This is a genomic window from Pseudomonas sp. N-1-13 (assembly GCF_057787095.1).
In genome coordinates this window covers 3,893,324-3,916,614 of record NZ_JBYNRI010000001.1, presented here as the reverse complement: position 1 = coordinate 3,916,614, position 23,291 = coordinate 3,893,324, and the positions used below count along the sequence as shown (strand labels likewise).

General features: G+C 60.6%; 19 protein-coding genes, 5 tRNA genes and 1 pseudogene. 18 read left to right on the top strand and 7 right to left on the bottom strand.

The window, feature by feature from the left end; genetic code table 11:
• Positions 1–168 precede the first annotated feature (168 nt).
• Together AC3I65_RS17595 and AC3I65_RS17590 are read left to right on the top strand one after the other, a co-directional pair.
• Positions 169–990: pseudogene (locus AC3I65_RS17595) on the top strand (cache domain-containing protein); the annotation flags it as partial.
• 36 nt (positions 991–1,026) lie between these two features.
• Positions 1,027–1,848 carry a methyl-accepting chemotaxis protein gene (locus AC3I65_RS17590; protein WP_370695204.1) on the top strand — a complete coding sequence of 274 codons (822 nt, stop codon included), beginning with the start codon at positions 1,027–1,029 and terminating at the stop codon, positions 1,846–1,848.
• 269 nt (positions 1,849–2,117) lie between these two features.
• Here AC3I65_RS17590 and trhP read toward each other — a convergent pair whose 3' ends face one another.
• On the bottom strand, positions 2,118–3,443 hold the full coding sequence (trhP, locus tag AC3I65_RS17585) for a prephenate-dependent tRNA uridine(34) hydroxylase TrhP (protein ID WP_076386590.1): 1,326 nt from the start codon (positions 3,441–3,443) through the stop codon (positions 2,118–2,120).
• A gap of 146 nt (positions 3,444–3,589) precedes the next feature.
• Between trhP and AC3I65_RS17580 the strand changes: the two genes are divergently transcribed.
• Entirely contained in the window at positions 3,590–4,651 is a 1,062-nt protein-coding gene (locus tag AC3I65_RS17580) for an AI-2E family transporter (RefSeq protein WP_047229261.1), read from the top strand.
• Here AC3I65_RS17580 and AC3I65_RS17575 read toward each other — a convergent pair.
• The 3 genes from AC3I65_RS17575 to AC3I65_RS17565 form a co-directional block, all read right to left on the bottom strand.
• Positions 4,648–4,830, bottom strand: a complete 183-nt coding sequence (locus tag AC3I65_RS17575) for a hypothetical protein (protein WP_047229260.1) — start codon at positions 4,828–4,830, stop codon at positions 4,648–4,650. The genes AC3I65_RS17580 and AC3I65_RS17575 overlap by 4 nt on opposite strands.
• A gap of 88 nt (positions 4,831–4,918) precedes the next feature.
• Complete coding sequence (locus tag AC3I65_RS17570) at positions 4,919–5,113, bottom strand: hypothetical protein (RefSeq protein WP_047229259.1); 195 nt, start codon at positions 5,111–5,113, stop codon at positions 4,919–4,921.
• Between the two features lie 245 nt (positions 5,114–5,358).
• Positions 5,359–5,434, bottom strand: a tRNA-Asn gene (locus AC3I65_RS17565).
• Positions 5,435–5,668: 234 nt separating this feature from the next.
• Here AC3I65_RS17565 and AC3I65_RS17560 point away from each other — a divergent pair.
• Positions 5,669–5,896: a hypothetical protein gene (locus AC3I65_RS17560; protein ID WP_047229257.1), complete on the top strand. Its 228-nt coding sequence runs from the start codon at positions 5,669–5,671 to the stop codon at positions 5,894–5,896.
• Positions 5,897–6,004: 108 nt separating this feature from the next.
• On the opposite strand, the gene AC3I65_RS17555 is transcribed toward AC3I65_RS17560, so the two are convergent.
• Complete coding sequence (locus AC3I65_RS17555) at positions 6,005–7,201, bottom strand: amino acid aminotransferase (RefSeq protein ID WP_047229256.1); 1,197 nt, start codon at positions 7,199–7,201, stop codon at positions 6,005–6,007.
• A 331-nt stretch (positions 7,202–7,532) separates the two neighbouring features.
• On the opposite strand from AC3I65_RS17555, the gene uvrB reads away from it, so the two are divergent.
• The 11 genes from uvrB (at position 7,533) to AC3I65_RS17500 (ending at position 15,815) form a co-directional block, all read left to right on the top strand.
• Positions 7,533–9,548 carry an excinuclease ABC subunit UvrB gene (uvrB, locus tag AC3I65_RS17550; protein WP_076383911.1) on the top strand — a complete coding sequence of 672 codons (2,016 nt, stop codon included), beginning with the start codon at positions 7,533–7,535 and terminating at the stop codon, positions 9,546–9,548.
• 231 nt (positions 9,549–9,779) lie between these two features.
• Positions 9,780–11,261 (top strand): glutamate--tRNA ligase, encoded by a 1,482-nt coding sequence (gltX, locus tag AC3I65_RS17545; RefSeq protein WP_076383912.1) that lies wholly within the window; start codon positions 9,780–9,782, stop codon positions 11,259–11,261.
• A gap of 146 nt (positions 11,262–11,407) precedes the next feature.
• Positions 11,408–11,483: transfer RNA gene (locus AC3I65_RS17540), tRNA-Ala, on the top strand.
• Between the two features lie 79 nt (positions 11,484–11,562).
• Positions 11,563–11,638 (top strand) — tRNA-Glu (locus AC3I65_RS17535).
• Positions 11,639–11,691: 53 nt separating this feature from the next.
• Positions 11,692–11,767: transfer RNA gene (locus tag AC3I65_RS17530), tRNA-Ala, on the top strand.
• Positions 11,768–11,842: 75 nt separating this feature from the next.
• Positions 11,843–11,918: transfer RNA gene (locus tag AC3I65_RS17525), tRNA-Glu, on the top strand.
• Between the two features lie 180 nt (positions 11,919–12,098).
• Positions 12,099–12,638: a TetR/AcrR family transcriptional regulator gene (locus AC3I65_RS17520; RefSeq protein ID WP_076383913.1), complete on the top strand. Its 540-nt coding sequence runs from the start codon at positions 12,099–12,101 to the stop codon at positions 12,636–12,638.
• 28 nt (positions 12,639–12,666) lie between these two features.
• Complete coding sequence (locus AC3I65_RS17515) at positions 12,667–13,500, top strand: alpha/beta fold hydrolase (protein ID WP_047229252.1); 834 nt, start codon at positions 12,667–12,669, stop codon at positions 13,498–13,500.
• An 85-nt stretch (positions 13,501–13,585) separates the two neighbouring features.
• On the top strand, positions 13,586–14,035 hold the full coding sequence (locus tag AC3I65_RS17510) for an acyl-CoA thioesterase (protein ID WP_047229251.1): 450 nt from the start codon (positions 13,586–13,588) through the stop codon (positions 14,033–14,035).
• A gap of 247 nt (positions 14,036–14,282) precedes the next feature.
• On the top strand, positions 14,283–15,242 hold the full coding sequence (locus tag AC3I65_RS17505; protein WP_047229250.1) for a tRNA dihydrouridine synthase: 960 nt from the start codon (positions 14,283–14,285) through the stop codon (positions 15,240–15,242).
• Positions 15,243–15,362: 120 nt separating this feature from the next.
• Entirely contained in the window at positions 15,363–15,815 is a 453-nt protein-coding gene (locus tag AC3I65_RS17500) for an Hsp20 family protein (protein WP_047229249.1), read from the top strand.
• Between the two features lie 75 nt (positions 15,816–15,890).
• Here the strand turns inward: AC3I65_RS17500 and AC3I65_RS17495 are convergent, their stop codons facing one another.
• A complete protein-coding gene (locus AC3I65_RS17495) occupies positions 15,891–19,169 on the bottom strand; it encodes an EAL domain-containing protein (RefSeq protein WP_047229248.1) in 3,279 nt (1,092 codons plus the stop codon).
• Positions 19,170–19,238: 69 nt separating this feature from the next.
• Positions 19,239–20,129, bottom strand: a complete 891-nt coding sequence (locus AC3I65_RS17490; RefSeq protein WP_047229247.1) for a LysR family transcriptional regulator — start codon at positions 20,127–20,129, stop codon at positions 19,239–19,241.
• Between the two features lie 156 nt (positions 20,130–20,285).
• Between AC3I65_RS17490 and leuC the strand changes: the two genes are divergently transcribed.
• The 3 genes from leuC to AC3I65_RS17475 all read left to right on the top strand — a co-directional run bounded on the left by leuC (position 20,286) and on the right by AC3I65_RS17475 (position 23,260).
• Positions 20,286–21,704 (top strand): 3-isopropylmalate dehydratase large subunit, encoded by a 1,419-nt coding sequence (gene leuC / locus AC3I65_RS17485; protein ID WP_076383915.1) that lies wholly within the window; start codon positions 20,286–20,288, stop codon positions 21,702–21,704.
• 11 nt (positions 21,705–21,715) lie between these two features.
• Positions 21,716–22,360 (top strand): 3-isopropylmalate dehydratase small subunit, encoded by a 645-nt coding sequence (leuD, locus tag AC3I65_RS17480; protein WP_047229245.1) that lies wholly within the window; start codon positions 21,716–21,718, stop codon positions 22,358–22,360.
• 135 nt (positions 22,361–22,495) lie between these two features.
• The gene (locus tag AC3I65_RS17475) at positions 22,496–23,260 is read left to right on the top strand and encodes a class I SAM-dependent methyltransferase (protein WP_488524026.1); all 765 of its coding nucleotides are present in this window, start codon (positions 22,496–22,498) and stop codon (positions 23,258–23,260) included.
• Positions 23,261–23,291 lie beyond the last annotated feature (31 nt).

Below are 23,291 nucleotides of genomic sequence, written 5' to 3'. Positions count from 1 at the left end.
TTCACAGAATATCCAATGTGAGAGCGAGCCTGCTCGCGATAAGGCCCCAAAATCCAGCACCTCTTTAGCTGACCACTCGGCGCAAGCCCTTCACCTTGTCCTACAGTTTTCCCGCGCCGTGCCGTTAACACAGTTAACCACGCCATAAAACCGATAAGAGTGAACAGTATGCGCCTGAGCCTGAAGGCTAAAGTTCTGTCCTTGGCAATACTGCCTGTATTGCTATCCGCCGCTATTATCAGCCTGACCACGGCCTTCATTCTGAAGGAGCAGGCCGGCAAAGAGGTTCAGCAAACCCGCGAGCGCTTGCTCAGCGACGCTAAGGCCACCCTGCAGAATTACGTCGCGGTGGGGCTTACTGCCATCAAGCCGTTGTACGACGCGTCGGCGCCGGGGGATAACGCCGCGCGGGCCGAGGCTATCAAGCTGCTGTCGAACGTCACCTACGGCAAGGACGGCTATTTCTTCGGTTACGACTCCGAAACTGTTCGTCTCTTCAAGGCCAACAGCCCCGACGGTGTGGGCAAAACCTTCAAGGACAACCGCGATCCCAACGGTGTCTATGTCAACCGTGACCTGGTGAAAGTCGCCAAGGACGGGACACACTATCTGGAATACAGCTCGCCACTGCCAAACAGCAAAGAACTGGTGCCAAAGCTCGGCTACACCGACTACTTGCCCAAGTGGGACATGGCGGTCGGCAGCTCGGTCAACCTGGACGGCATTGAAGCTCAGGTAGCACTGGTTGAGGCCAAGGTTCAAGAACGTCTGCAAGGCGTTCTGCTGAGCATCGTGGGTATTGCTGTCGTGGTATTGCTGGTGATTGCGGTGGTGGGCATGTTGCTGGCCAATGCCATCCTGCGGCCGCTGCACCTGATGAAAGACAACCTCGATGACATCGCGGCGGGCGAGGGCGACCTGACTCGCCGCCTGGCGATCACCAGCCAGGACGAACTCGGCCAACTGGCCGGCTCGTTCAACCGTTTTGTCGACAAGATCCACGGACTGGTACGGCAGATCACCGAAATGACCTCGCAGCTGACTGGGCTGGTGGCGCAGGTTTCCGAGCAGGCACAGCGCTCCGAGCAGGCCATGGAGCGTCAGCGTCACGAAACCGACCAAGTCGCAACGGCGATCAACGAGATGTCTTCGGCCGCCCAGGAAGTGGCTCGCAGTGCCCAGGGTGCAGCCGTCGCGGCCCAGCAGACCGACGAAGAAGGCCAGTCCGCCAAGCGTGTGGTGGCCGGCAGCATCCAGCAGATTCATGCACTGGTGAACGATATTCGCAGCAGCGGCTTGTCCCTGGACAGTTTGCAACAGGACGTGGCTTCGATTGTCAGCGTGTTGGGGGTGATTCGCTCGATCGCCGAGCAGACCAACCTGTTGGCGCTGAACGCCGCCATTGAGGCCGCTCGCGCCGGGGAAGCGGGCCGCGGTTTTGCCGTGGTGGCTGATGAAGTACGGGCCCTGGCCAGTCGGACCCAGCAAAGTACCCAGGAAATCCAGGGCATGATTGATCGTCTGCAGTCGGGCACCCACGCGGCGGTAGAAGCGATGCGCCGCTCCAGCGAAGCGGGCGATGGCACGTCGGTGCAGGCCAACGAGGCCGGGGCGTCCCTGGACACCATGGCGCAGTTGATCGGCACCATCAATTCGATGAACGCTCAGATCGCCAGCGCTGCTGAAGAACAGACCGCCGTGGCCGAGGAAATCAACCGCAGCGTGCACCAGATCGCCGTGGCGGTGGACAGCGTCGCCGACGAAACTCAACTCGGTGCCCAGACCTCCCGCAGCTTGGCCGATCTGGGCCAACGCCTGGGCAAACTGGTGGGGCAGTTCCGCATCTGAGTCGTGCAGCAGGAGCTGCCGAAGGCTGCGATCTTTCGTGCTCGATCCGGATGTTTCGCCTGGGCAACCGGGCCCTATCGGGAAAGGAGGATCGCAGCCTTCGGCAGTTCTTGCCGGACGCAGGCAAACACGACCTTGTGGGAGCGAGCCTGCTCGCGATGGCGGTAGATCAGTCAATAACGATGTTGACTGTGAAGGCGCTATCGCGAGCAGGCTCGCTCCCACAATTGTTTGGCGGTGTCTGCATGATTGGGGAGGCCGTGCAGGCGCTACGCTTCTCGCACATCGCGCATCAACAACCCAAACCGCAAATCCACCGCATCCGGAATCGGCACGTACACCACATGCCCGTCTCCCGGAGCCACGTCGATGCCCTGGCCGTTGACGTTCTGCAGTTGATGCAGGTCGAAGTGAAAGTTGCCCTTGGGGGTCATCAATTCCATGTGATCGCCCAGGCCAAAGCGGTTCTTGACCCGGACTTCGGCCAGACGCTCGCGCCGCTGGCCGGTCAATTCACCGACGAACTGCTGGCGCTCCGACACTGAGCTGCCGTTCTGATAGTTCTGGTACTCATCATGAACATGCCGGCGTAGAAAACCCTCGGTGTAGCCGCGCTGGGCCAGGGATTCGAGATCGGTCATCAGGCTGCGGTCAAACTCCCGGCCGGCCACGGCGTCGTCGATCGCCCGGCGATAGACCTGGGTGGTGCGTGCGCAATAAAAGTGCGACTTGGTCCGGCCTTCGATCTTCAAGGAATGCACGCCCATGCGGGCAAGCCGCTCCACGTGTTGCACGGCCCGCAGATCCTTGGCGTTCATGATGTAGGTGCCGTGCTCATCCTCGAAGGCCGGCATCGATTCCTCCGGGCGGTTCGCTTCCTGAAGCAGGAACACCTGGTCGGTGGGCGCGCCGAGGCCCAGGGTCGGTTCGGCTGGCCAGGTCTGCACGATATCGCCCACCGCGTTTTCCTGCGCCGGTTGCGCCGAATATTTCCAGCGACAGGCGTTGGTGCAACTGCCCTGGTTGGCGTCGCGCCGGTTCAGGTAGCCCGACAGCAGGCAACGTCCGGAATAGGCCATGCACAGCGCCCCGTGAACGAACACTTCCAGTTCCATGGCCGGCACCTGCTCACGGATTTCGGCGATCTCCTCCAAGGACAGCTCCCGGGACAGGATGATGCGGCTCAAGCCCTGCTGTTGCCAGAACTCGACGCTGGCCCAGTTCACGGTGTTGGCCTGCACCGACAGATGAATCGGCATCTGCGGGAAATGCCGGCGCACCAGCATGATCAAGCCGGGGTCGGACATGATCAGCGCGTCCGGTGCCATGGCAATCACAGGCTCCAGGTCTTTGAGGAAGGTGCGCAGCTTGGCGTTGTGGGGCGCGATGTTCACCACCACATAGAAGCGCTTGCCCATGGCCTGGGCCTCGCCAATGCCCAAGGCCAGGTTGGCGTGGTCGAACTCGTTGTTACGCACACGCAGGCTGTAGCGCGGCTGACCGGCGTACACCGCGTCGGCGCCGTAGGCGAAGGCATAACGCATGTTTTTCAGGGTGCCGGCGGGGGCGAGCAGTTCGGGGGCAACGAAGGGCATGGTGGCGTCGGATCGCAAAAAGCGCCGAGAGTACGCCACGACGGGTACCGTGCAATTGATCTGGATCAACACCGGATGCAAAGGGAAAGGCACTCCGGCGAATCCTGGCTGACTAACGTTTATCGCGCCAAGGATATGGAAAAGAAATGAACCGAAAGACCCTGCAAGACAAGTCCCAGATGCTGATGTTGATTCTGGTCACCATCGCTTTCATCTGGATCCTCCTGCCGTTTTATGGCGCCGTGTTCTGGGCAGTGATCCTGGGGATCGTCTTTGCCCCGATGCAGCGCCGCCTGCAACTGAAACTCGGCTGGCAGCGCAACCTCACTTCGTTGCTTACATTGAGTATTTGCGTGGTGATCGCGATCTTGCCGGTGATCGTCATCAGTACGTTGCTGGTCCAGGAAGGGGCGGCGTTGTACAAGAGCCTGGAAAGCGGAGAGTTGGACATTGCCGATTACCTGGCCCGCTTCCGGGATGCCTTGCCGCCTTACTTCCAGAACCTGCTCGACCGTTTTGGCCTGGGTAACCTGAACGGGCTGCGAGAGCGAATCGTCAAAGGCGCGATGCAAGGCAGCCAATTCTTCGCCACCCAGGCGTTCAGCTTCGGCCAGGGCACGTTTCAGTTCCTGGTGAGCTTCTTCGTCATGATTTATCTGTTGTTCTTTTTCCTGCGTGACGGCCCTGAGCTGGTGCGCAAGGTCCGTACCGCCGTTCCCCTGGCGGAGTACCAGAAACGTCGCCTGCAGTTGAAGTTCAACCGTGTGGTGCGAGCGACCGTGAAGGGAAACCTGCTGGTGGCCATCACCCAAGGGGCGTTGGGTGGGCTGATTTTCTGGATCCTGGGGATTCCCACGGTGTTGCTCTGGGCGGTGCTGATGGCCTTTCTGTCGCTGTTGCCGGCGGTGGGCGCGGGCCTGGTCTGGGCGCCGGTGGCAGTGTATTTCCTGCTCTCCGGGGCCATCTGGCAGGGCGTGGTATTGACCCTGTTCGGGATATTCGTCATTGGCCTGGTGGACAATTTCCTGCGCCCCATCCTGGTGGGCAAGGATACGAAGATGCCCGACTACATGGTGCTGGTCTCGACCTTGGGCGGGCTGGCGGTGTTCGGGCTGAACGGATTTGTGATCGGCCCGCTGATCGCCGCGCTGTTCATGTCGTGTTGGGCGCTGTTCGTCGAAAGCAAGCCGCGGGTGCGGTTGCCCTAGGCGGTCAGCAGATAAGGGCCGATGCGTTGTGACAGGGCTTGGGCGGCGGGCAGAGAAGTCAGCGGACCGCTGATGGTGACGCCGTCCTGCACCAGATACCAGCAGGCCAACAGACCACGCTCCCTGAGCGGGGCGGGCACGGCGCTGCCAATGACAGACATGATTTGAACCTTGGGCATGGGAACCTCCATCAATCGATGGAGTTACCTTACGACTCAGCAGGGGGGAGGAAAAATCAACCACTTCAATAGTAGGAATCGATGCTGCTCAATCGACGACCAGATCGAGCATGTGCACCACTTCCTGCTCGTTGAGCAAGCCCTTGCGCACCAGGTGTTGCGTCAGCAGCGAAAGGAATTTGGCGCTGCGGTGGCCTTCCAGGTGCTTGAGTTCAGTCAGCGCGGTGTACACCTTGCTGGAGGTACACAGATCATTGTTGCGGTGCGGGTGTTGCGTGGGCATGTCTTCGTCCTTGTTGTTATGGAGATGTTTGTTGGCGGACAACGCCAGTTTGCGACGTCCTCATGACGTGCACGTGACGGTCGGGCCTGGCAAATTCAAGCAGGATTCAGACCATGATGCCTGTTCGGGCCTGACTGATTGTTCCGCCAGCGACATCGGCAAGCCTTTTCAATCAATCAGCCCTTTCTTTCGCCCACAAAAAAGCCCCTGAATCTTTCGATTCAGGGGCTTGATTTGCTGCTGTCTGGCTCCACGACCTGGACTCGAACCAGGGACCCAGTGATTAACAGTCACTTGCTCTACCAACTGAGCTATCGCGGAATGACGCGTATGTTACTGATTGGAAAAGAGAAGTCAAGCTTCTCTTGCCGGCCGGCACATTCCTCAGGTCCGTTGGCGATTAATCGGCGATTGGCGGTTACCGCAACGGCAGGAGAGGGCTACCATGGTCCCCCGGAAGTGGCTGAACGCGCTACCGGCCATTCGCCAAACAAAGGTTTGCGCCATGAATCATCTGTTACCGCTTCACACAGGCAACCACACTGAGGTGCGCCTATGAGTACCGCCCAGATCAGCTTGCCCAAGGGCGTGGGACCGCACGCGGAGAAACTCTACGATGCCATCACCCAGGCCAGCACCGCTGACGAACTGAACCGTGCCGGTGGCAAGGCCGAGGGTTTTGTCCTGGGGCTGGAAAGCACCAAGGCCATCAAGAGTCAGATTGCCGAGTCGTTGTATGTGATCTACGACGATGCCGCGAGTCAGCGGGCGACGGAGCTGTAATTTCGACGAGTTGCTTTTGTGGCGAGGGAGCAAGCTCCCTCGCCACGGGGTCAGCGTGAACGCAAAAAAAGGGAAGCCTTGGCTTCCCTTTTTTCATCCCGGCGACCTTCAGATCACCTGAACAATCGCCTTGGTCACCGCATCGATGTTGTTCTGGTTCAGCGCGGCCACGCAGATGCGGCCGGTGTCCAGGGCATAGATGCCGAACTCGTTGCGCAGGCGCGTCACCTGTTCAACGGTCAGGCCGGAGTAGGAAAACATCCCGCGCTGGCGTGCGACGAAGCTGAAATCCCGGTGCGGAGCGGCTTTAGCCAGCATATCCACCATCTGGTTGCGCATGCCGCGAATCCGCAGACGCATTTCGGCCAGTTCCGCTTCCCATTGGGCCCGCAGTTCCGGGCTGTTGAGCACGGCTGCGACAATACTGGCGCCGTGGGTCGGCGGGTTGGAGTAGTTGGTGCGGATCACACGCTTGACCTGGGACAGTACCCGGGCACTTTCCTCTTTCGATTCGCTGACGATCGACAGGGCGCCAACGCGCTCGCCGTACAGCGAGAACGATTTGGAGAACGAGCTGGACGCAAAGAAAGTCAGGCCCGACTCGGCGAACAGGCGCACGGCGGCGGCGTCTTCGTCGATACCGTCGCCAAAGCCCTGATAAGCCATGTCCAAAAATGGAACGTGGTTCTTGGCCTTGACCACGTCCAGTACGTTTTTCCAGTCTTGCGGGCTCAGGTCCACGCCGGTGGGGTTATGGCAGCAGGCGTGCAGCACGACGATCGAGCGGTCGGGCAGGGCGTTGAGGTCTTCCAGCAGGCCGCTGCGGTTCACGTCATGGGTGGCGGCGTCGTAGTAGCGGTAGTTCTGCACCGGGAAACCGGCGGTTTCGAACAGCGCGCGGTGGTTTTCCCAGCTTGGATCGCTGATGGCCACGACGGCGTCAGGCAGCAGTTGCTTGAGGAAGTCGGCGCCGATCTTCAGTGCGCCAGTGCCGCCCACGGCCTGGGTGGTGATGACGCGGCCGGAGGCGATCAACGGCGAGTCCTTGCCGAACAGCAGGGTCTGGACCGCCTGGTCGTAGGCGGCAATGCCGTCGATCGGCAGGTAACCACGGGAAACGTGTTGGGCCACGCGGATCGTCTCGGCTTCGACAACGGCGCGCAGAAGTGGAATGCGCCCCTCCTCGTTGCAGTAAACACCCACGCCCAAGTTGACCTTATTGGTACGGGTGTCGGCGTTGAATGCTTCGTTGAGGCCCAGGATGGGGTCGCGTGGTGCCAATTCGACAGCGGAAAACAGGCTCATTATTGCGCGGCTCTGAATGGAGTGTGAGGGGACGTGTAGCGCTCCAGCCGAATGCACTAGAGCGGTGCACAAACGGGGAGCTAGTATAGAGGCCATCACCGGGCGCGGCGACAGGCGATTCGGTTTTTAAGGTAAGTATTTTCGTTTTTTTCGACCGTTAGTCCCCTGGCGGCGTCAAAGACTTCAAGGCGTGTAGGACGTTCGTCTTGAAAGCGAAGGCATTCACCTCCACATTGTACGCATCCCAGTTTTTTCCTCGGGCGACATCAGTCGTTTCGGTCTTTCTCGTTCCTGTTGGCTGGCCGACAGGGGTGAACCCAGAGGTTATGTTATGTCTGAATTCCAGCTAGTCACCCGATTCCAGCCCGCCGGCGACCAGCCGGAAGCCATTCGCCTGATGGTCGAAGGTATCGAGGCCGGACTGGCGCACCAGACGCTGCTCGGTGTGACAGGCTCGGGCAAGACTTTCAGCATCGCCAACGTGATTGCCCAGGTGCAGCGCCCGACCCTGGTGCTGGCACCGAACAAGACCCTGGCGGCGCAGCTGTATGGCGAGTTCAAGGCGTTTTTCCCCAATAACGCGGTGGAGTACTTCGTCTCCTATTACGACTACTACCAACCCGAAGCCTACGTACCGTCTTCGGACACCTTCATCGAGAAGGATGCTTCGATCAACGATCACATCGAACAGATGCGGCTCTCGGCCACCAAGGCATTGCTCGAACGCAAGGACGCGATCATCGTCACCACGGTATCGTGCATCTATGGTCTGGGTAGCCCGGAAACGTACCTGAAGATGGTCTTGCACGTTGATCGCGGCGACAAGCTCGACCAGCGAGCCTTGCTGCGTCGCCTGGCGGACCTGCAGTACACCCGCAACGACATGGATTTCGCCCGGGCAACGTTCCGGGTCCGTGGCGACGTGATCGACATCTACCCGGCGGAATCGGACCTGGAGGCGATCCGCATCGAGCTGTTCGATGACGAAGTGGAGAGTCTTTCGGCGTTCGATCCGCTGACCGGCGAGGTGATCCGCAAGCTGCCGCGCTTCACCTTCTACCCCAAGAGCCACTACGTTACGCCCCGGGAAACCCTGCTGGGCGCTATCGAGGGGATCAAGGTTGAATTGCAGGAGCGCCTGGAATACTTGCGGTCGAACAACAAACTGGTGGAAGCCCAGCGGCTGGAGCAGCGGACCCGATTCGACCTGGAGATGATCCTGGAGCTGGGTTACTGCAACGGCATCGAAAACTACTCGCGCTACCTGTCGGGTCGCCCGGCGGGCGCGCCACCGCCTACGTTGTATGACTATCTGCCGGCCGATGCCTTGCTGGTGATCGACGAATCCCACGTCAGCGTGCCCCAGGTCGGCGCCATGTACAAAGGCGACCGGTCTCGCAAGGAAACCCTGGTGGAATACGGCTTCCGTCTGCCTTCGGCCCTGGATAACCGGCCGATGCGTTTTGACGAATGGGAAAGTGTGAGTCCGCAGACGATTTTCGTCTCCGCCACCCCCGGCAACTACGAGGCCGAGCATGCCGGCCGGGTGGTCGAGCAGGTGGTGCGACCCACCGGGCTGGTCGATCCGCAGGTTGAAGTGCGCCCGGCGCTGACTCAGGTCGATGATCTGCTCTCGGAAATCTCCAAGCGTGTGGCAGTGGAGGAGCGGGTGCTGGTCACCACGCTGACCAAGCGCATGGCCGAAGACCTGACTGATTATCTGGCCGACCACGGTGTGCGGGTGCGCTACCTGCACTCGGACATCGACACGGTGGAGCGGGTCGAGATCATCCGCGACCTGCGCCTGGGTACGTTCGACGTGCTGGTGGGGATCAACCTGCTGCGCGAAGGCCTGGACATGCCGGAGGTGTCACTGGTGGCGATCCTGGACGCCGACAAGGAAGGTTTCCTGCGCTCCGAGCGTTCGTTGATCCAGACCATCGGTCGGGCGGCGCGTAACCTCAACGGCCGGGCGATTCTTTATGCCGATCGCATCACCGGTTCCATGGAACGGGCTATCGGCGAGACCGAGCGTCGTCGCGATAAACAGATTGCCTTCAACCTGGCCAACGGCATCACGCCGAAAGGGGTGTTCAAGGACGTCGCCGACATCATGGAAGGCGCCACTGTGCCCGGCTCGCGCAGCAAGAAGCGCAAGGGCATGGCCAAGGCCGCCGAAGAGAGCGCCCGTTACGAAGCCGAACTGCGCTCGCCGAGCGAAATCAGCAAACGTATCCGTCAGTTGGAAGAAAAAATGTACCAGCTGGCCCGGGACCTGGAGTTCGAAGCGGCTGCGCAGTTGCGTGACGAGATTGGCAAGCTGCGCGAGCGGTTGCTGACTGTCTGAGGTTGTGTGGCCACGGTAATGGCCTTATCGCGAGCAGGCTCGCCCCCACAATGGACCGCGTCCAGTCTGGACAACTTGGTTCCCTGTGGGAGCGAGCCTGCTCGCGATTGAAGGTGCCTCGGTCTGACAGGTGCCACACAAATCCCCCTCTCACTGGAGCCCGCCCACCATCGCCTGTTACCATTCGCCCCCTGTTTCATCTTCGCTTTTATATTCTTTCCGAGACATGCCATGACCACCGTCCGCACCCGCATCGCGCCTTCGCCCACTGGCGATCCCCATGTCGGCACCGCTTACATCGCTTTGTTCAACTATTGCTTTGCCAAGCAGCACGGCGGTGAGTTCATCCTGCGGATCGAGGACACCGACCAGCTGCGTTCGACCCGCGAGTCCGAACAGCAGATCTTCGACGCCCTGCGCTGGCTGGGCATCGACTGGAGCGAAGGTCCGGACGTTGGCGGCCCGCACGGTCCTTACCGCCAGAGCGAGCGCGGTGACATCTATCAGCAGTACTGCCAGCAACTGGTAGACATGGGGCACGCCTTCCCGTGCTTCTGCACCGCCGAAGAGCTGGACCAGATGCGCGCCGAGCAGATCGCTCGCGGCGAGACCCCACGCTACGATGGCCGCGCGCTGCTGCTGTCCAAGGAAGAAGTCGCCCGTCGTCTGGCCGCCGGTGAGCCCCATGTGATCCGCATGAAGGTGCCGAGCGAAGGCGTCTGCGTGGTGCCGGACATGCTGCGTGGCGATGTCGAGATCCCGTGGGATCGCATGGACATGCAAGTGCTGATGAAGACCGACGGCCTGCCGACGTATTTCCTGGCGAACGTGGTCGACGATCACCTGATGGGCATCACCCACGTCCTGCGCGGTGAAGAATGGCTGCCGTCGGCGCCGAAACTGATCCTGCTCTACGAATACTTCGGCTGGGAACAACCGCAGCTGTGCTACATGCCACTGCTGCGTAACCCGGACAAGAGCAAGCTGTCCAAGCGCAAGAACCCGACGTCGGTGACCTTCTACGAACGCATGGGCTTCATGCCTGAGGCGATGCTCAACTACCTGGGGCGCATGGGCTGGTCGATGCCGGACGAGCGCGAGAAGTTCTCGCTGCAGGAAATGGTCGAGCACTTCGACCTGTCGCGGGTGTCGCTGGGTGGTCCGATCTTCGATGTCGAGAAACTCTCCTGGCTCAACGGTCAGTGGTTGCGTGACCTGCCGGTGGAGGAGTTTGCTGCGCGTGTACAGAAGTGGGCATTCAACCCTGAGTACATGATGAAAATCGCTCCCCATGTGCAGGGCAGGGTGGAGACGTTCAGCCAGATCGCACCCCTGGCCGGCTTCTTCTTTGCCGGCGGCGTGACGCCGGATGCGAAGCTGTTCGAGTCCAAGAAACTTTCCGGTGATCAGGTGCGCCAATTGATGCAACTGATCCTGTGGAAGCTCGAAAGTCTGCGTCAGTGGGAAAAGGACAGCATCACCGCGACCATCCAGGCCGTGGTCGAATCGCTGGAGCTGAAACTGCGTGATGCCATGCCGCTGATGTTCGCCGCCATTACTGGCCAGGCCAGCTCGGTGTCGGTGCTCGATGCCATGGAGATCCTTGGCCCGGACCTGACCCGTTTCCGTCTGCGCCAGGCCATCGATCTGCTCGGTGGTGTGTCGAAGAAGGAGAACAAGGAGTGGGAAAAACTGCTGGGCGCGATTGCCTGAGTGCTCGATGAGGCAGGACATACCCCGGTTTTCCGGGGTTTGTCGGTAAGTGATTGTTATCCCGGCAAAAAACTTTCAAATTTGTTGAAAATAAATTTGACAGCCCTCGGATACGCCCTTAAGATTCGCCCCGTCCTCAGCGATGAGGGGCTATAGCTCAGCTGGGAGAGCGCTTGCATGGCATGCAAGAGGTCGACGGTTCGATCCCGTCTAGCTCCACCAATTTACACTTCAAGGCCTGGCCACACCGGTCTTGAAGCGATCAACACTCAGCGTTGATCAGTTGTATAGAAGGGTTTGCGTCCCCTTCGTCTAGTGGCCTAGGACACCGCCCTTTCACGGCGGTAACAGGGGTTCGAGTCCCCTAGGGGACGCCAGTTTTACAGAAGCGATGTTGCAAGATGTCGCTCCGCCGCGAGGCGAAAAATCCGGGGCTATAGCTCAGCTGGGAGAGCGCTTGCATGGCATGCAAGAGGTCGACGGTTCGATCCCGTCTAGCTCCACCAATTACAGGTTCAAGGTTTGGCCACACCGACCTTGAATCGATCAGTTCTCAGCGCTGATCAAGTTAGAAGGTTTGTGTCCCCTTCGTCTAGTGGCCTAGGACACCGCCCTTTCACGGCGGTAACAGGGGTTCGAGTCCCCTAGGGGACGCCACGATTACCCGCTCTGCGGGATTTTATAAGGGTCATTCAATTCTTGAATGGCCCTTTTGTTTGTCTGGCGTTCGGCCAATCTTCAATTCCTTTAACGATGCTTCTGACCAGCGGTCAAAATTTCCGCTTGCGGAAAATTATTACATGGATAATATTTCAGTCGTAATATTCGGAGGTAACGATGAGCGATAAAAAAGCGCAAACCCGCGAACGCATACTCAAGGCCGCCAGTGCTGCGCTGATTCAGCGGGGTCCGGCCGAGCCGAGTGTCGGCGAAGTGATGGGCGCCGCCGGGCTGACAGTGGGCGGCTTCTATGCCCACTTCGAAAGCAAGGATGCCTTGATGCTCGAGGCATTCAAGCAACTGCTCAGCCAGCGTCGTGGCTTGATCGCTGACATGGATGCCGAGCTGAGCGGTGAGGAGCGGCGAACCCTGGCAGCCGCGTTCTACCTGTCGCGCAAGCACCGTGATACCACCGATCTGGCCTGCCCGATCCCGGCATCGGTCGGCGAGCTCGGGCGGCTGCCGGATGAGTTTCGTGAGGTGCTCAATGAGCATATTGAGCTGATGGTTGCGCAGTTGGCGGCCAGCCCGGAAGACGCCGACAAGGCCTTGGCTGACATTGCCCTGATGGTCGGCGGCCTGGCCTTGGCGCGAGCGTTGGGCCCGGGAGAGTTATCGGATCGGTTGCTGCGCGCTGCCAAGTCGGCGGTGCGATGAGCTAAGGCGCAAGCCCTGGAGATGAGCGATGAACAGGTTTAGCTGGATTCGTGGCGTCAATGGCACGCTGGGATGGGTGGCTCCGGGCCTGGTGGCGAAGAAGATGCGATCGCTGTTCATGCGTCCCCGGGACTTGCCGCCAAGGGATTGGGAGCTGCCATTGCTGGCGACCTCCGAGCGCATCACCTTACGCTTCGGTCTGTCCGCCTTGCGTTGGGGCAAAGGTCCGACCGTCTTGTTGATGCATGGCTGGGAAGGGCGACCCACGCAATTTGCCGCGCTGATCACGGCGCTGGTAGGTGCCGGCTACACGGTGGTGGCGTTGGACGGTCCGGCCCATGGCCGCTCACCTGGGCGCGAGGCCAATGTCCTGCTGTTTGCCAGGGCCATGCTCGAAGCCGCGGCGGAGTTACCACCGCTGCAAGCCGTGGTTGGGCATTCCATGGGTGGTGCCAGTGCCATGCTCGCGGTTCAGCTGGGGTTGCGGACCGAGACTCTGGTCAGCATTGCGGCGCCTGCGCGCATTCTTGGCGTGCTGCGTGGGTTCGCCCGGATGATGGGGCTGCCGCCCAAGGCGCGATCGGCCTTCATTCGCCAAGTGGAAAACGATGTGGGCATGCCGGCTTCGAGGATGGATGTCGCCCATTACCAACTGGACGTGCCCGGGCTGATTGTCCATGCCGAGGACGACACCTTCGTTTCGGTCAAGGAATCGCAACTGATTCACGAAGCCTGGTTCGACAGCCGCTTGCTGCGCTTGCCGCAGGGCGGCCACCAGCGGGTGCTGGCCGATCCTCGCGTCATTGATGGCGTGTTATCCCTGCTGGCCGGGCGCAGTCTGCAAGCACGGCAATCGGCTTGATCTGCGGGAGCAAGGCTTGGCCGCGATGGCGATCAAGCTCGGATCCGTTACACTGGCCCCCACCAAATTCGACCGGGAGAGGGGCATGGGCTGGGATAGGGCAACGCCGTTCATTATTGATCTTCAGGTAAATGCCGAAGACATCGACGGGCTGGGCCACGCCAATAACGCGGTATACGTCACCTGGCTTGAGCGCTGTGCCTGGCGCCATTCCCAGCGCCTGGGGCTGGATCTGGTGGAGTATCGGCGGCTGGACCGGGCCATGGCGGTTGTGCGTCATGAGATCGATTACCTGGCGGCGGCCTACGAAGGTGACGAGCTGCAACTGGCTACCTGGATCGTCGACTGGGATCAGCGATTGAAGATGAATCGGCATTTCCAGCTGATTCGCCCCAGCGACAACACCACGTTGCTGCGCGCCCAGACCACCTTTGTTTGCATCGAACTGTCCACTGGCAGACCCAAGCGCATGCCGCCGGAGTTCATCGAGGGTTATGGTCCTGCGCTGATGACATCCGGCATTCTCATAGACTGACCCAGCGCTATCGCGAGCAAGCTCGCTCCCACAGGGATCTGTGGTGGATGCAGAATCTGTGAACACGCGGGATCCAGTGTGGGAGCCGAGCTTGCTCGCGATGACGGCCGCACATTCGGTATCAATGCAAGCTGACCCAGCGCTATCGCGAGCAAGCTCAACTCCCACAGGGGATTGGTGGTGAATTCCGATGTTGTGGGCAAAATCCGGTAAACTGCCGCACGTTTTTCGTTGAGTGTGTTTTTCCATGCAAATTGCCCTGGCGCCCATGGAGGGGTTGGTTGACAACATCCTGCGGGACGTTCTGACCCGTGTTGGCGGTATCGACTGGTGCGTGACCGAGTTCATTCGCATCAATGACCGTCTGCTCACACCGGCCTATTTCCACAAGCTTGCCCCTGAGCTGCTGACCGGTGCCCGGACCGCTGCCGGCGTACCGCTGCGGGTGCAATTGCTGGGTTCCGATCCGGTGTGCCTGGCGGAGAACGCCGCATTGGCCTGCGAGCTGGGTTCGCAGGTTATCGACCTGAACTTCGGCTGCCCGGCCAAGACTGTGAATAAATCACGGGGTGGGGCGGTGTTGCTCAAAGAGCCGGAGCTGCTCAACGAAATTGTCGAGCACGTGCGCCGCGCGGTGCCCAGGCACATTCCCGTTACCGCCAAGATGCGCCTGGGTTTCGACAGCCCGGATGGGGCGTTGGTCTGTGCCACGGCATTGGCCGAAGGTGGCGCGGCGCACATTGTGGTGCATGCGCGGACCAAGACCGACGGCTATAAACCACCGGCCCACTGGGAGTGGATCCCACGGGTTCAGGAGGTGGTCAAGGTCCCGGTATTCGCCAACGGGGATATCTGGAGCGTTGAAGACTGGCGCCGGTGCCGCGAGATCAGTGGTGTGGAAGACATCATGCTCGGCCGCGGACTCGTTTCCCGTCCTGATTTGGCCCGGCAGATCGCTGCGGCCAGGGCCGGTGAAGAGGTGATCGAGCTGTCCTGGGCCGAATTGCAACCGATGCTCCAGGACTTCTGGGTGCAGGTGGTCGAGCAATTGACCCCACGCCAGGCGCCCGGCCGGTTGAAGCAGTGGCTGGCGATGCTGACTCGCAATTATCCCGAAGCGGTGGAGCTGTTTACCGCCCTGCGCCGGGAAACCGACCTGGACGCGGTAGGCCATTTGCTGGGCGTGCAGCGCACCGAAGCGGCCTGAAAAAAATTTCAAAACAACCTCTTGAAAAGTTTTTGGCGGTCCCTAGATAGGGATTACGCGATGCCGAATTCGGGTCGCGGAGACAAAAAACCTTGCTGAACTTTTCAGGAGATTTGAATCATGAGTACTGCATTTTCCCTGGCCCCTCTGTTCCGTTCCTCGGTGGGCTTCGACCGTTTCAACGACCTGTTCGAAACCGCCTTGCGCAACGAACCGGGCAGTAGCTATCCACCCTACAACGTGGAAAAACATGGCGATGACGAGTATCGCATCGTGGTTGCCGCCGCCGGGTTCCAGGAAGACGACCTGGACCTGCAAGTGGAAAAAGGTGTGCTGACCATCAGCGGTGGTAAGCGCGAAGCGAGCAACGACAGCGTGACCTACCTGCACCAGGGTATCGCCCAGCGTGCGTTCAAGCTGTCCTTCCGGTTGGCCGATCATATCGAGATCAAATCCGCCGGCCTGAGCAACGGTCTGTTGAGCATCGACCTGTTGCGAGTGATCCCGGAAGAGGCGAAAGCCAAGCGCATCCCGATCAACGGGGCGCAGCAACAACCCGCGCTGCAAAACTGATGCATCGCAACTAATGAAGAAGGGCGCCATTGGCGCCCTTTTTCATTTGTGGAGCCCTCATTGCGGGCTCCTTTGTCAGGGCAACAGTCGCTCAAACGCGTCTAGCGGCAACGGCCGACTGTGCAGGTAGCCCTGGTACAAATGGCAACCCAGCCCCTGCAGGAAACTCAGTTGTTCCGGGGTTTCGACACCTTCGGCGATCACCTCCAGCTCAAGGCTGCGGGCCATGGCGACGATGGCGCGGATGATTTCGGTATCGTTGGGGTCGCTGGTGGCGTCGCGCACGAATGACTGATCGATTTTCAAGGTGTCCACCGGCAGACGTTTAAGGTAGGTCAGCGACGAATAACCGGTCCCGAAATCGTCCATGGCGAAGCTCACTCCCAATTTTTTCAGGCGACGCATCTTGGCGATGGTGTCGTCCAGATTCTGGATCACGATGCCCTCAGTGATTTCCAGCTTGAGCATGGCGTAAGGCAGGCCATAGGTGGCGAGGCAGCTTTCGATGCGCTCGACGAAGTCGCTCTGGCGGAACTGCCGTGGGCTGATATTCACGCACAGGCTGAATTGCAGCGGATCGATCTTGCCCTTGGCGATCAGTTGTTTGAAGCCGTTGCAGGCTTCATCGAGAATCCAGGTGCCAACTTCCAGAATCAGCCCGCTGTCCTCCAGCACTTTGATGAATTCATTCGGCGATTGGGCGCCCAATTCGGGGTGATGCCAGCGCACCAGCGTTTCGGCGCCGATGATGCGGTTGTCCCGGGCGTCGACCTGAGGTTGGAAATGTACGCTGAACTCCCCGCGAGCCAAGGCCTGGCGCAGGTCGGTTTCCATGCGCAGCCGTTCGCTGGCGGCTTTTTGCATGGTGGTGTGGAACATCTGCGAGGTGTTGCGCCCCGAATCCTTGGCGCGGTACAGCGCAATGTCGGCGCGCTTGAGCAGGTCGGTGGGGGTGGAGCCATGGTCGGGAATCAGCGCCATGCCGATGCTCGGCGTGACCTGCAACCGTTGGCCATCGAGAAACATCGGCTCCGACAGTAATTCGCGCAGAGTGTCGGCCAGGTTCTGTACCTGTTGGCTGACTGCGCTGCGGGTGCCTTCCAAGCCGCTGAGCAGCACCACGAATTCGTCGCCGCCCAGCCTCGCCACGGTGTCTTCCAGGCGCACGCTGGCTTCCAGGCGTGCGGTGATGATTTTCAGCACCGTGTCGCCCACCGGGTGGCCCAGGGAGTCGTTGATGTGCTTGAAGTGGTCCAGGTCCAGAAACAGCAGAGCGCCCCGCAGGTTATGGCGCTTGAGCAAGGCGATCTGCTGGCTCAGCCGATCCATCAGTAAGGCGCGGTTGGGCAGGTTGGTCAGCGGATCGTGATAGGCCAGGTGGCGGATCTGTGCTTCGGCATTGCGCAACAGGCTCACGTCCCGGGCGGTCAGCAGCAGGCAGGCCGTCTCATTGAGCATGATCGGTTCGACCGAGACCTCCACCGTGAGGATCTCTCCGCGTTTATTGCGCCCGAGCATTTCCTGGTGATGCACCCGGCCCTTGAGCTCCAGTTCGGCCAGCAATGCCATGCGTTGTTTTTCTTCGGCCCAGATACCGACCTCGTAGACCGTATGCCCGATCACTTCGTCGGCGCGGTAGCCGGTCAGGCGGCAGAAGCCGTCATTGACTTCGAGGTAGCGGCCGCTGTCGCGTTCGGTGATGGTGATGGCGTCAGGGCTGGAATGGAAAGCCTTGGCGAATTTCTCCTCGCTGGCCTTGAGGGCCGCTTCAGAGCGCTGCTGCTGGGAGATATCCCGCAGGGTGGTGACAATGCAGGGCTGGTTGCCGACGTTGATCTGGCGACTGGAAATCACGCATGTCAGCGGCTGGCCGTTTTTATGGTGGACGACGACGGCCACGTTGTTCAGGGAGCGCTCGCGTATCACCCTTTCGATGCGTTGCAGGCTGCTCCCCGAGGCGTCCCACAGGCCGATTTCGTCGGCGCTCAGGCCGATCACGTCGGTGGCTGACCAGCCGAAGGTCTGGGTGAAGCTGGAATTGATTTCGAGGAACCGGCCACTATCCTGATGAGTTACGCAGATCGGGTCGGGGCTGACCTGGAACAGGGTGGCGAATTTTTCTTCCGACGCCGCCAGGCTCTGTTCGCGTTCTACCTGGTCAGTGATGTCCAGCAAGGTACCGGCCATGCGCAGCGGGCTGCCGTCGTCATTGCGATAGAGACGTGCGCGGCTTTCCAGGTATCGGGCGCTGCCGTCCGGCATTTGTACGCGGTAGGTCAGTTGATAATTCCCCGCCGGGCCTTCCCGCAGGCTGCGGTAGGCGTTGCGCATGTTGTTGCGCTCGTCATCGGGCACCCCTTCGAAAAACGCATCGAACGACTCGTGGAACGGCTTGGGCTCCAGGCCATGCAACTGCGCCGCCCGGGCCGAGCCGTAGAGCATGCCGCTGGGAATATGCCAGTCCCAGGTGCCCAGTTGCGCCGAATCGAGGGCCAGATCAAGGCGTTCCTGGCTGTCCTTGAGGGCCTGTTCGGCGAGTTTGCGTTCGGTGGTATCGAGGAAGGTGCTCAGCAGATAAGGTTGGCCTTCCAGCTCGACCTTCTGGGCGCTGAGCAGGCCGCTGTGGATCTGACCATTGCTGGCCTGCAGTTCCACCTCCATGCTCGCCATTTCGCCGTTGGCCTTGATGATCTCCACCAGTTTTGCCCGCTGTCCGGGGTCGACCCATAGGCCCAGTTCCAGCGTCGTGCGGCCGATGATGTCGTGCAGCGGCCAGCCAAACAGACTTTCGAAATACTGGTTGGCCTCGATGATCAGCCCGTCTTCCTGGCGGGTCAGCAACACCATATTCGGACATAGGTGAAAGAGCGTGGCGAAGCGTTTTTCCGAGTTGCGCAGTGCCTGCTCCCGTTCGCGCTGGTGCGTGATCTCCCGGATTACTCCGATCATCCGCGGGCGGCCGTGTTTGTCGGGTAATACGCTGCCGTTGATTTCCAGCCAGTGCAGGCTGCCGTCGGGCCAGACGATGCGATGGTGCATGGCCTGTTCCAGCGGCGCACCGGCCACAGCCGCATGAAAGGCGCGGATGGCCTTTGCTCGGTCTTGGGGGAGCAACAGGTCCAGATAGTCCACATCCGCCGGCAATGGCTGGCGCGGATCGAAGCCGAACAGCGCCTGGGTGCCCCGTGACCAACTGATCCGCCCGGTATCAATGTCCCACGACCAGGCTCCCAGGCGCGCGCCGTTCAAGGCGGCCAGCAACTGGGGGGCGCTGTCCCAGCTTTGCTCGGACCGTTTCGGGTCTAGCGCCTGAATGCGCGGCAGGGGCGGGAATTGGTCAGCGGATTTGGGCATTATCTCGCGAGCCTTGGGCAATTTGGGGCGTTGGGCGCAGGCGTTTCGGCTCTATAGGAGTAGCACAACCTATGCCCTTTTCCCTGGCAGATCGATTTGTGCGTCCAGTAAGGACATGAAAGCCCGTGCAGCATTCGACAGCGTCCGTTCGGTGTGCAAGATATAGCCTAGCTGGCGACTGAGCTGTATGCCCGGCAAAGGAATGCGTGCCACCTGTTCATCGAGCATGGTGCGCGGCAGGACGCTCCAGGCCAGGCCGATGGAGACCATCATTTTTATGGTTTCCAGATAATTCGTGCTCATGGCGATGTTCGGCGTCAGGCCCTGGGCTTCGAACAGGCGTTGAACAATGTGGTGGGTAAAGGTATTGCCGCCGGGGAAAACCGCCGGATGCAAGGCGATGTCTGCCAGGCTGACCGGGCCGTTGTCCAACAGCGCGTGTTCCGGCGCCACCACGAAATCCAGGGGGTCGTCCCACACCGGCGTGGCGCGTACCAGCGTGTGCGGTTCCGGGGCCAGGGTGATGACCGCCAGCTCCGCCCGGCCGTGGAGAATTTCTTCGTAGGCCACTTCCGAATCGAGGAACTGAATATCCAGCGCCACCTCAGGGTAGCGTCGGGTGAACTCCCTCAATAGAGGTGGCAGCCGATGCAGGCCGATATGGTGGCTGGTGGCGAGCGTCAGGCGTCCGGTCACTTCGCCGGTCAGGTTGGTCAGGGCGCGGCGGGTGTCATCCAGCACGTTCAGAATCTGATAGGCCCGTGGCAGAAGGGCTCGGCCAGCCTCGGTCAGGCCGACTTCTCGACCGAGCCGATCGAACAGACGCACTTTGAGCTGTTGCTCCAGCCCGGCGATACGCTTGCTGATGGCCGGCTGGGTCAGGTGCAGGCGTTCACCGGCGCCGGAGAAACTGCCGGTCTCGGCGATGGCGATAAAGGCGTTAAGGCTGGCGAGGTCCATGGTCGTCCTGGTCGAATTCCAAATGGTTATGCAAAGCATGAAAAATATGAATTTGAGTTATTTAATGTAGCCTCATAAGATCAGCCTCACAAGCCAAGGGGTTATTGATTCACTCAAGACCCGGGGCATAGAAACAAGCTGATGAGGAACCGTCTGATGGCCGGCAAAACGCTCTACGACAAGCTCTGGGATTCGCATTTGGTCAAGCAGCGCGACGATGGTTCGGCGCTGATCTACATCGACCGTCACATCATCCATGAAGTGACTTCGCCGCAAGCCTTCGAAGGCCTGCGTCTGGCCGGGCGCAAGCCGTGGCGCATCGATGCCAATATCGCGACCCCGGACCACAACGTGCCGACCACACCGGAGCGCAAGGGCGGCATCGAAGCCATTGCCGATCAGGTGTCGCGCTTGCAGGTGCAGACCCTTGACGATAACTGTGACGAGTACGGCATCGTTGAATTCAAGATGAATGACGTGCGCCAGGGTATCGTCCACGTCATTGGCCCGGAGCAGGGCGCGACCTTGCCCGGCATGACCGTGGTCTGCGGCGACTCCCATACTTCCACCCATGGTGCGTTTGGCGCCTTGGCCCACGGCATCGGCACCTCCGAGGTCGAGCACGTGCTCGCTACCCAGTGCCTGGTCGCCAAGAAAATGAAAAACATGCTGGTGCGCGTCGAGGGCAAGCTGCCGTTTGGCGTGACCGCCAAAGACATCGTCCTGGCCGTGATCGGCAAGATCGGCACTGCCGGTGGTAACGGCCACGCCATCGAGTTCGCCGGCAGCGCCATCCGCGATTTGTCCGTGGAAGGGCGCATGACCATCTGCAACATGTCCATCGAAGCCGGCGCTCGTGTCGGGCTGGTGGCCGCCGATGAAAAAACCGTGGAGTACGTCAAGGGCCGTCCGTTCGCCCCCAAGGGCGCCGAGTGGGACATGGCGGTGCAAGCCTGGAAAGACCTGGTTTCCGATGCCGACGCGCAGTTCGACACCGTGGTCGAACTCGACGCGACGCAAATCAAGCCGCAAGTCAGCTGGGGCACTTCCCCGGAAATGGTCCTGGCCGTGGACCAGAACGTGCCCGATCCTGCCAAGGAGATGGATCTGGTCAAGCGAGACTCCATCGTCCGCGCCCTGAAATACATGGGTTTGAGCGCCAACCAGGCGATCACCGACATTCAGCTGGACCGTGTGTTCATTGGCTCCTGCACCAACTCGCGGATCGAAGACCTGCGCGCAGCGGCGGTGATCGCCAAGGGCCGCAAAGTCGCCTCGACCATCAAGCAGGCCATCGTGGTGCCAGGCTCGGGCCTGGTGAAGGCCCAGGCGGAAGCCGAAGGTCTGGACAAGATTTTCCTCGAGGCCGGTTTCGAATGGCGTGAGCCTGGGTGCTCGATGTGCCTGGCGATGAACCCGGACCGTTTGGAGTCGGGCGAGCATTGCGCCTCCACCTCCAACCGTAACTTCGAAGGCCGTCAGGGCGCCGGTGGCCGTACGCATCTGGTCAGCCCGGCCATGGCCGCCGCCGCCGCCGTCAACGGCCGTTTCGTCGACGTCCGTGAATTGATCTGAAGGAGCGCAGCATGAAAGCTTTTACCCAGCACACTGGTCTTGTCGCGCCTTTGGATCGTGCCAACGTCGACACCGACCAGATCATCCCCAAGCAGTTTTTGAAGTCGATCAAGCGCACCGGCTTCGGCCCGAACCTGTTTGACGAGTGGCGCTACCTGGATGTGGGCCAGCCCTACCAGGACAACTCCAAGCGCCCGTTGAACAAGGATTTCGTCCTCAACGCCGAACGTTACCAAGGCGCCAGCGTGTTGCTGGCCCGCGAAAACTTCGGCTGCGGCTCCAGTCGCGAACACGCGCCATGGGCCCTTGAAGAGTACGGCTTTCGCAGCATCATTGCGCCGAGCTACGCCGACATCTTCTTCAACAACAGCTTCAAGAACGGCTTGTTGCCGATCATCCTGAGCGACGCTGAAGTCGATGAGTTGTTCCAGCAGGTCGAGGCCAACCCCGGCTATCAACTGCAGATCGACCTGGCGGCCCAGACCGTGACCCGTCCTGACGGCAAGGTGTTGCGTTTCGAGATCGATGCATTCCGTAAGCACTGCCTGCTCAACGGTCTGGACGACATCGGCCTGACCTTGCAGGACGGCGAGGCGATTGCCACGTTCGAGGCCAAGCACCGGGCGAGCCAGCCTTGGTTGTTTCGGGATGCTTGATCTTGTGTAAGGCGTGAAGATGCCATCGCGAGCAGGCTCGCTCCCACATTGGATTTGCGGCGCTGACAAAATCCCTTGTGGGAGCGAGCCTGCTCGCGATGACGCCAGAACAGACCCAGCCAAAAGGAAGTCCCCATGACCAGCACCGCCCACAGTCAGGTCGTACAAAAGCAATTCGGTGAACAGGCTTCGGCCTATCTGAGCAGTGCCGTGCACGCCCAGGGCACTGAGTTCGCCCTGCTGCAGGCTGAGCTTGCCGGGCGCGGCGAGGCCCGTGTGCTGGACCTGGGCTGCGGCGCTGGGCACGTGAGTTTCCATGTGGCGCCGCTGGCCGGTGAAGTGGTGGCCTACGACCTGTCCCAGCCAATGCTTGACGTTGTAGCTACGGCGGCAGCGGATCGTGGCCTGAGTAACATCACCACGGTGTGCGGCGCCGCCGAACGCCTGCCGTTCGCTGACGCTGAGTTCGACTTCGTGTTCAGCCGCTATTCGGCGCATCATTGGAGCGACCTGGGCTTGGCGCTGCGGGAAGTGCGCCGGGTGCTCAAGCCGGGTGGAGTGGCGGCGTTCATTGATGTCCTGTCACCCGGCATGCCGTTGTTGGACACGTACCTGCAAAGCGTTGAGGTGCTGCGTGACACCAGCCATGTTCGCGATTATTCGGCCGGCGAGTGGTTGCGCCAGGTCAGCGAGGCGGGGTTGCATACCCGCAGCACCACGCGCCAGCGTCTGCGCCTGGAGTACCAGTCGTGGGTCGAGCGCATGCGCACCCCCGAAGTGATGCGTGGGGCGATCCGTGAGCTGCAGCGATCGATGGGTGTTGAGGTGCGTGAATATTTTGAGATTGAGGCCGATGGTTCGTTCAGTACAGACGTACTGGTGCTGTGGGTCGAGCGATAGCACTTTTTCCGGCCAGTCCAAGCGCGGGCCG

What these genes read in the sequence shown, in the direction of transcription:
- AC3I65_RS17500 (WP_047229249.1), top strand. Translation starts at nt 15,363, where the DNA reads ATGAGTACTGCATTTTCCCTGGCCCCTCTGTTCCGTTCCTCGGTGGGC.
- trhP (WP_076386590.1), bottom strand. Translation starts at nt 3,443, where the DNA reads ATGCCCTTCGTTGCCCCCGAACTGCTCGCCCCCGCCGGCACCCTGAAA.
- AC3I65_RS17570 (WP_047229259.1), bottom strand. Translation starts at nt 5,113, where the DNA reads ATGCCCACGCAACACCCGCACCGCAACAATGATCTGTGTACCTCCAGC.
- uvrB (WP_076383911.1), top strand. Translation starts at nt 7,533, where the DNA reads ATGTCTGAATTCCAGCTAGTCACCCGATTCCAGCCCGCCGGCGACCAG.
- AC3I65_RS17580 (WP_047229261.1), top strand. Translation starts at nt 3,590, where the DNA reads ATGAACCGAAAGACCCTGCAAGACAAGTCCCAGATGCTGATGTTGATT.
- AC3I65_RS17555 (WP_047229256.1), bottom strand. Translation starts at nt 7,201, where the DNA reads ATGAGCCTGTTTTCCGCTGTCGAATTGGCACCACGCGACCCCATCCTG.
- AC3I65_RS17575 (WP_047229260.1), bottom strand. Translation starts at nt 4,830, where the DNA reads ATGCCCAAGGTTCAAATCATGTCTGTCATTGGCAGCGCCGTGCCCGCC.
- AC3I65_RS17560 (WP_047229257.1), top strand. Translation starts at nt 5,669, where the DNA reads ATGAGTACCGCCCAGATCAGCTTGCCCAAGGGCGTGGGACCGCACGCG.
- AC3I65_RS17520 (WP_076383913.1), top strand. Translation starts at nt 12,099, where the DNA reads ATGAGCGATAAAAAAGCGCAAACCCGCGAACGCATACTCAAGGCCGCC.
- AC3I65_RS17505 (WP_047229250.1), top strand. Translation starts at nt 14,283, where the DNA reads ATGCAAATTGCCCTGGCGCCCATGGAGGGGTTGGTTGACAACATCCTG.
- AC3I65_RS17490 (WP_047229247.1), bottom strand. Translation starts at nt 20,129, where the DNA reads ATGGACCTCGCCAGCCTTAACGCCTTTATCGCCATCGCCGAGACCGGC.
- AC3I65_RS17590 (WP_370695204.1), top strand. Translation starts at nt 1,027, where the DNA reads ATGACCTCGCAGCTGACTGGGCTGGTGGCGCAGGTTTCCGAGCAGGCA.
- AC3I65_RS17515 (WP_047229252.1), top strand. Translation starts at nt 12,667, where the DNA reads ATGAACAGGTTTAGCTGGATTCGTGGCGTCAATGGCACGCTGGGATGG.
- AC3I65_RS17475 (WP_488524026.1), top strand. Translation starts at nt 22,496, where the DNA reads ATGACCAGCACCGCCCACAGTCAGGTCGTACAAAAGCAATTCGGTGAA.
- leuC (WP_076383915.1), top strand. Translation starts at nt 20,286, where the DNA reads ATGGCCGGCAAAACGCTCTACGACAAGCTCTGGGATTCGCATTTGGTC.
- leuD (WP_047229245.1), top strand. Translation starts at nt 21,716, where the DNA reads ATGAAAGCTTTTACCCAGCACACTGGTCTTGTCGCGCCTTTGGATCGT.
- AC3I65_RS17510 (WP_047229251.1), top strand. Translation starts at nt 13,586, where the DNA reads ATGGGCTGGGATAGGGCAACGCCGTTCATTATTGATCTTCAGGTAAAT.
- gltX (WP_076383912.1), top strand. Translation starts at nt 9,780, where the DNA reads ATGACCACCGTCCGCACCCGCATCGCGCCTTCGCCCACTGGCGATCCC.
- AC3I65_RS17495 (WP_047229248.1), bottom strand. Translation starts at nt 19,169, where the DNA reads ATGCCCAAATCCGCTGACCAATTCCCGCCCCTGCCGCGCATTCAGGCG.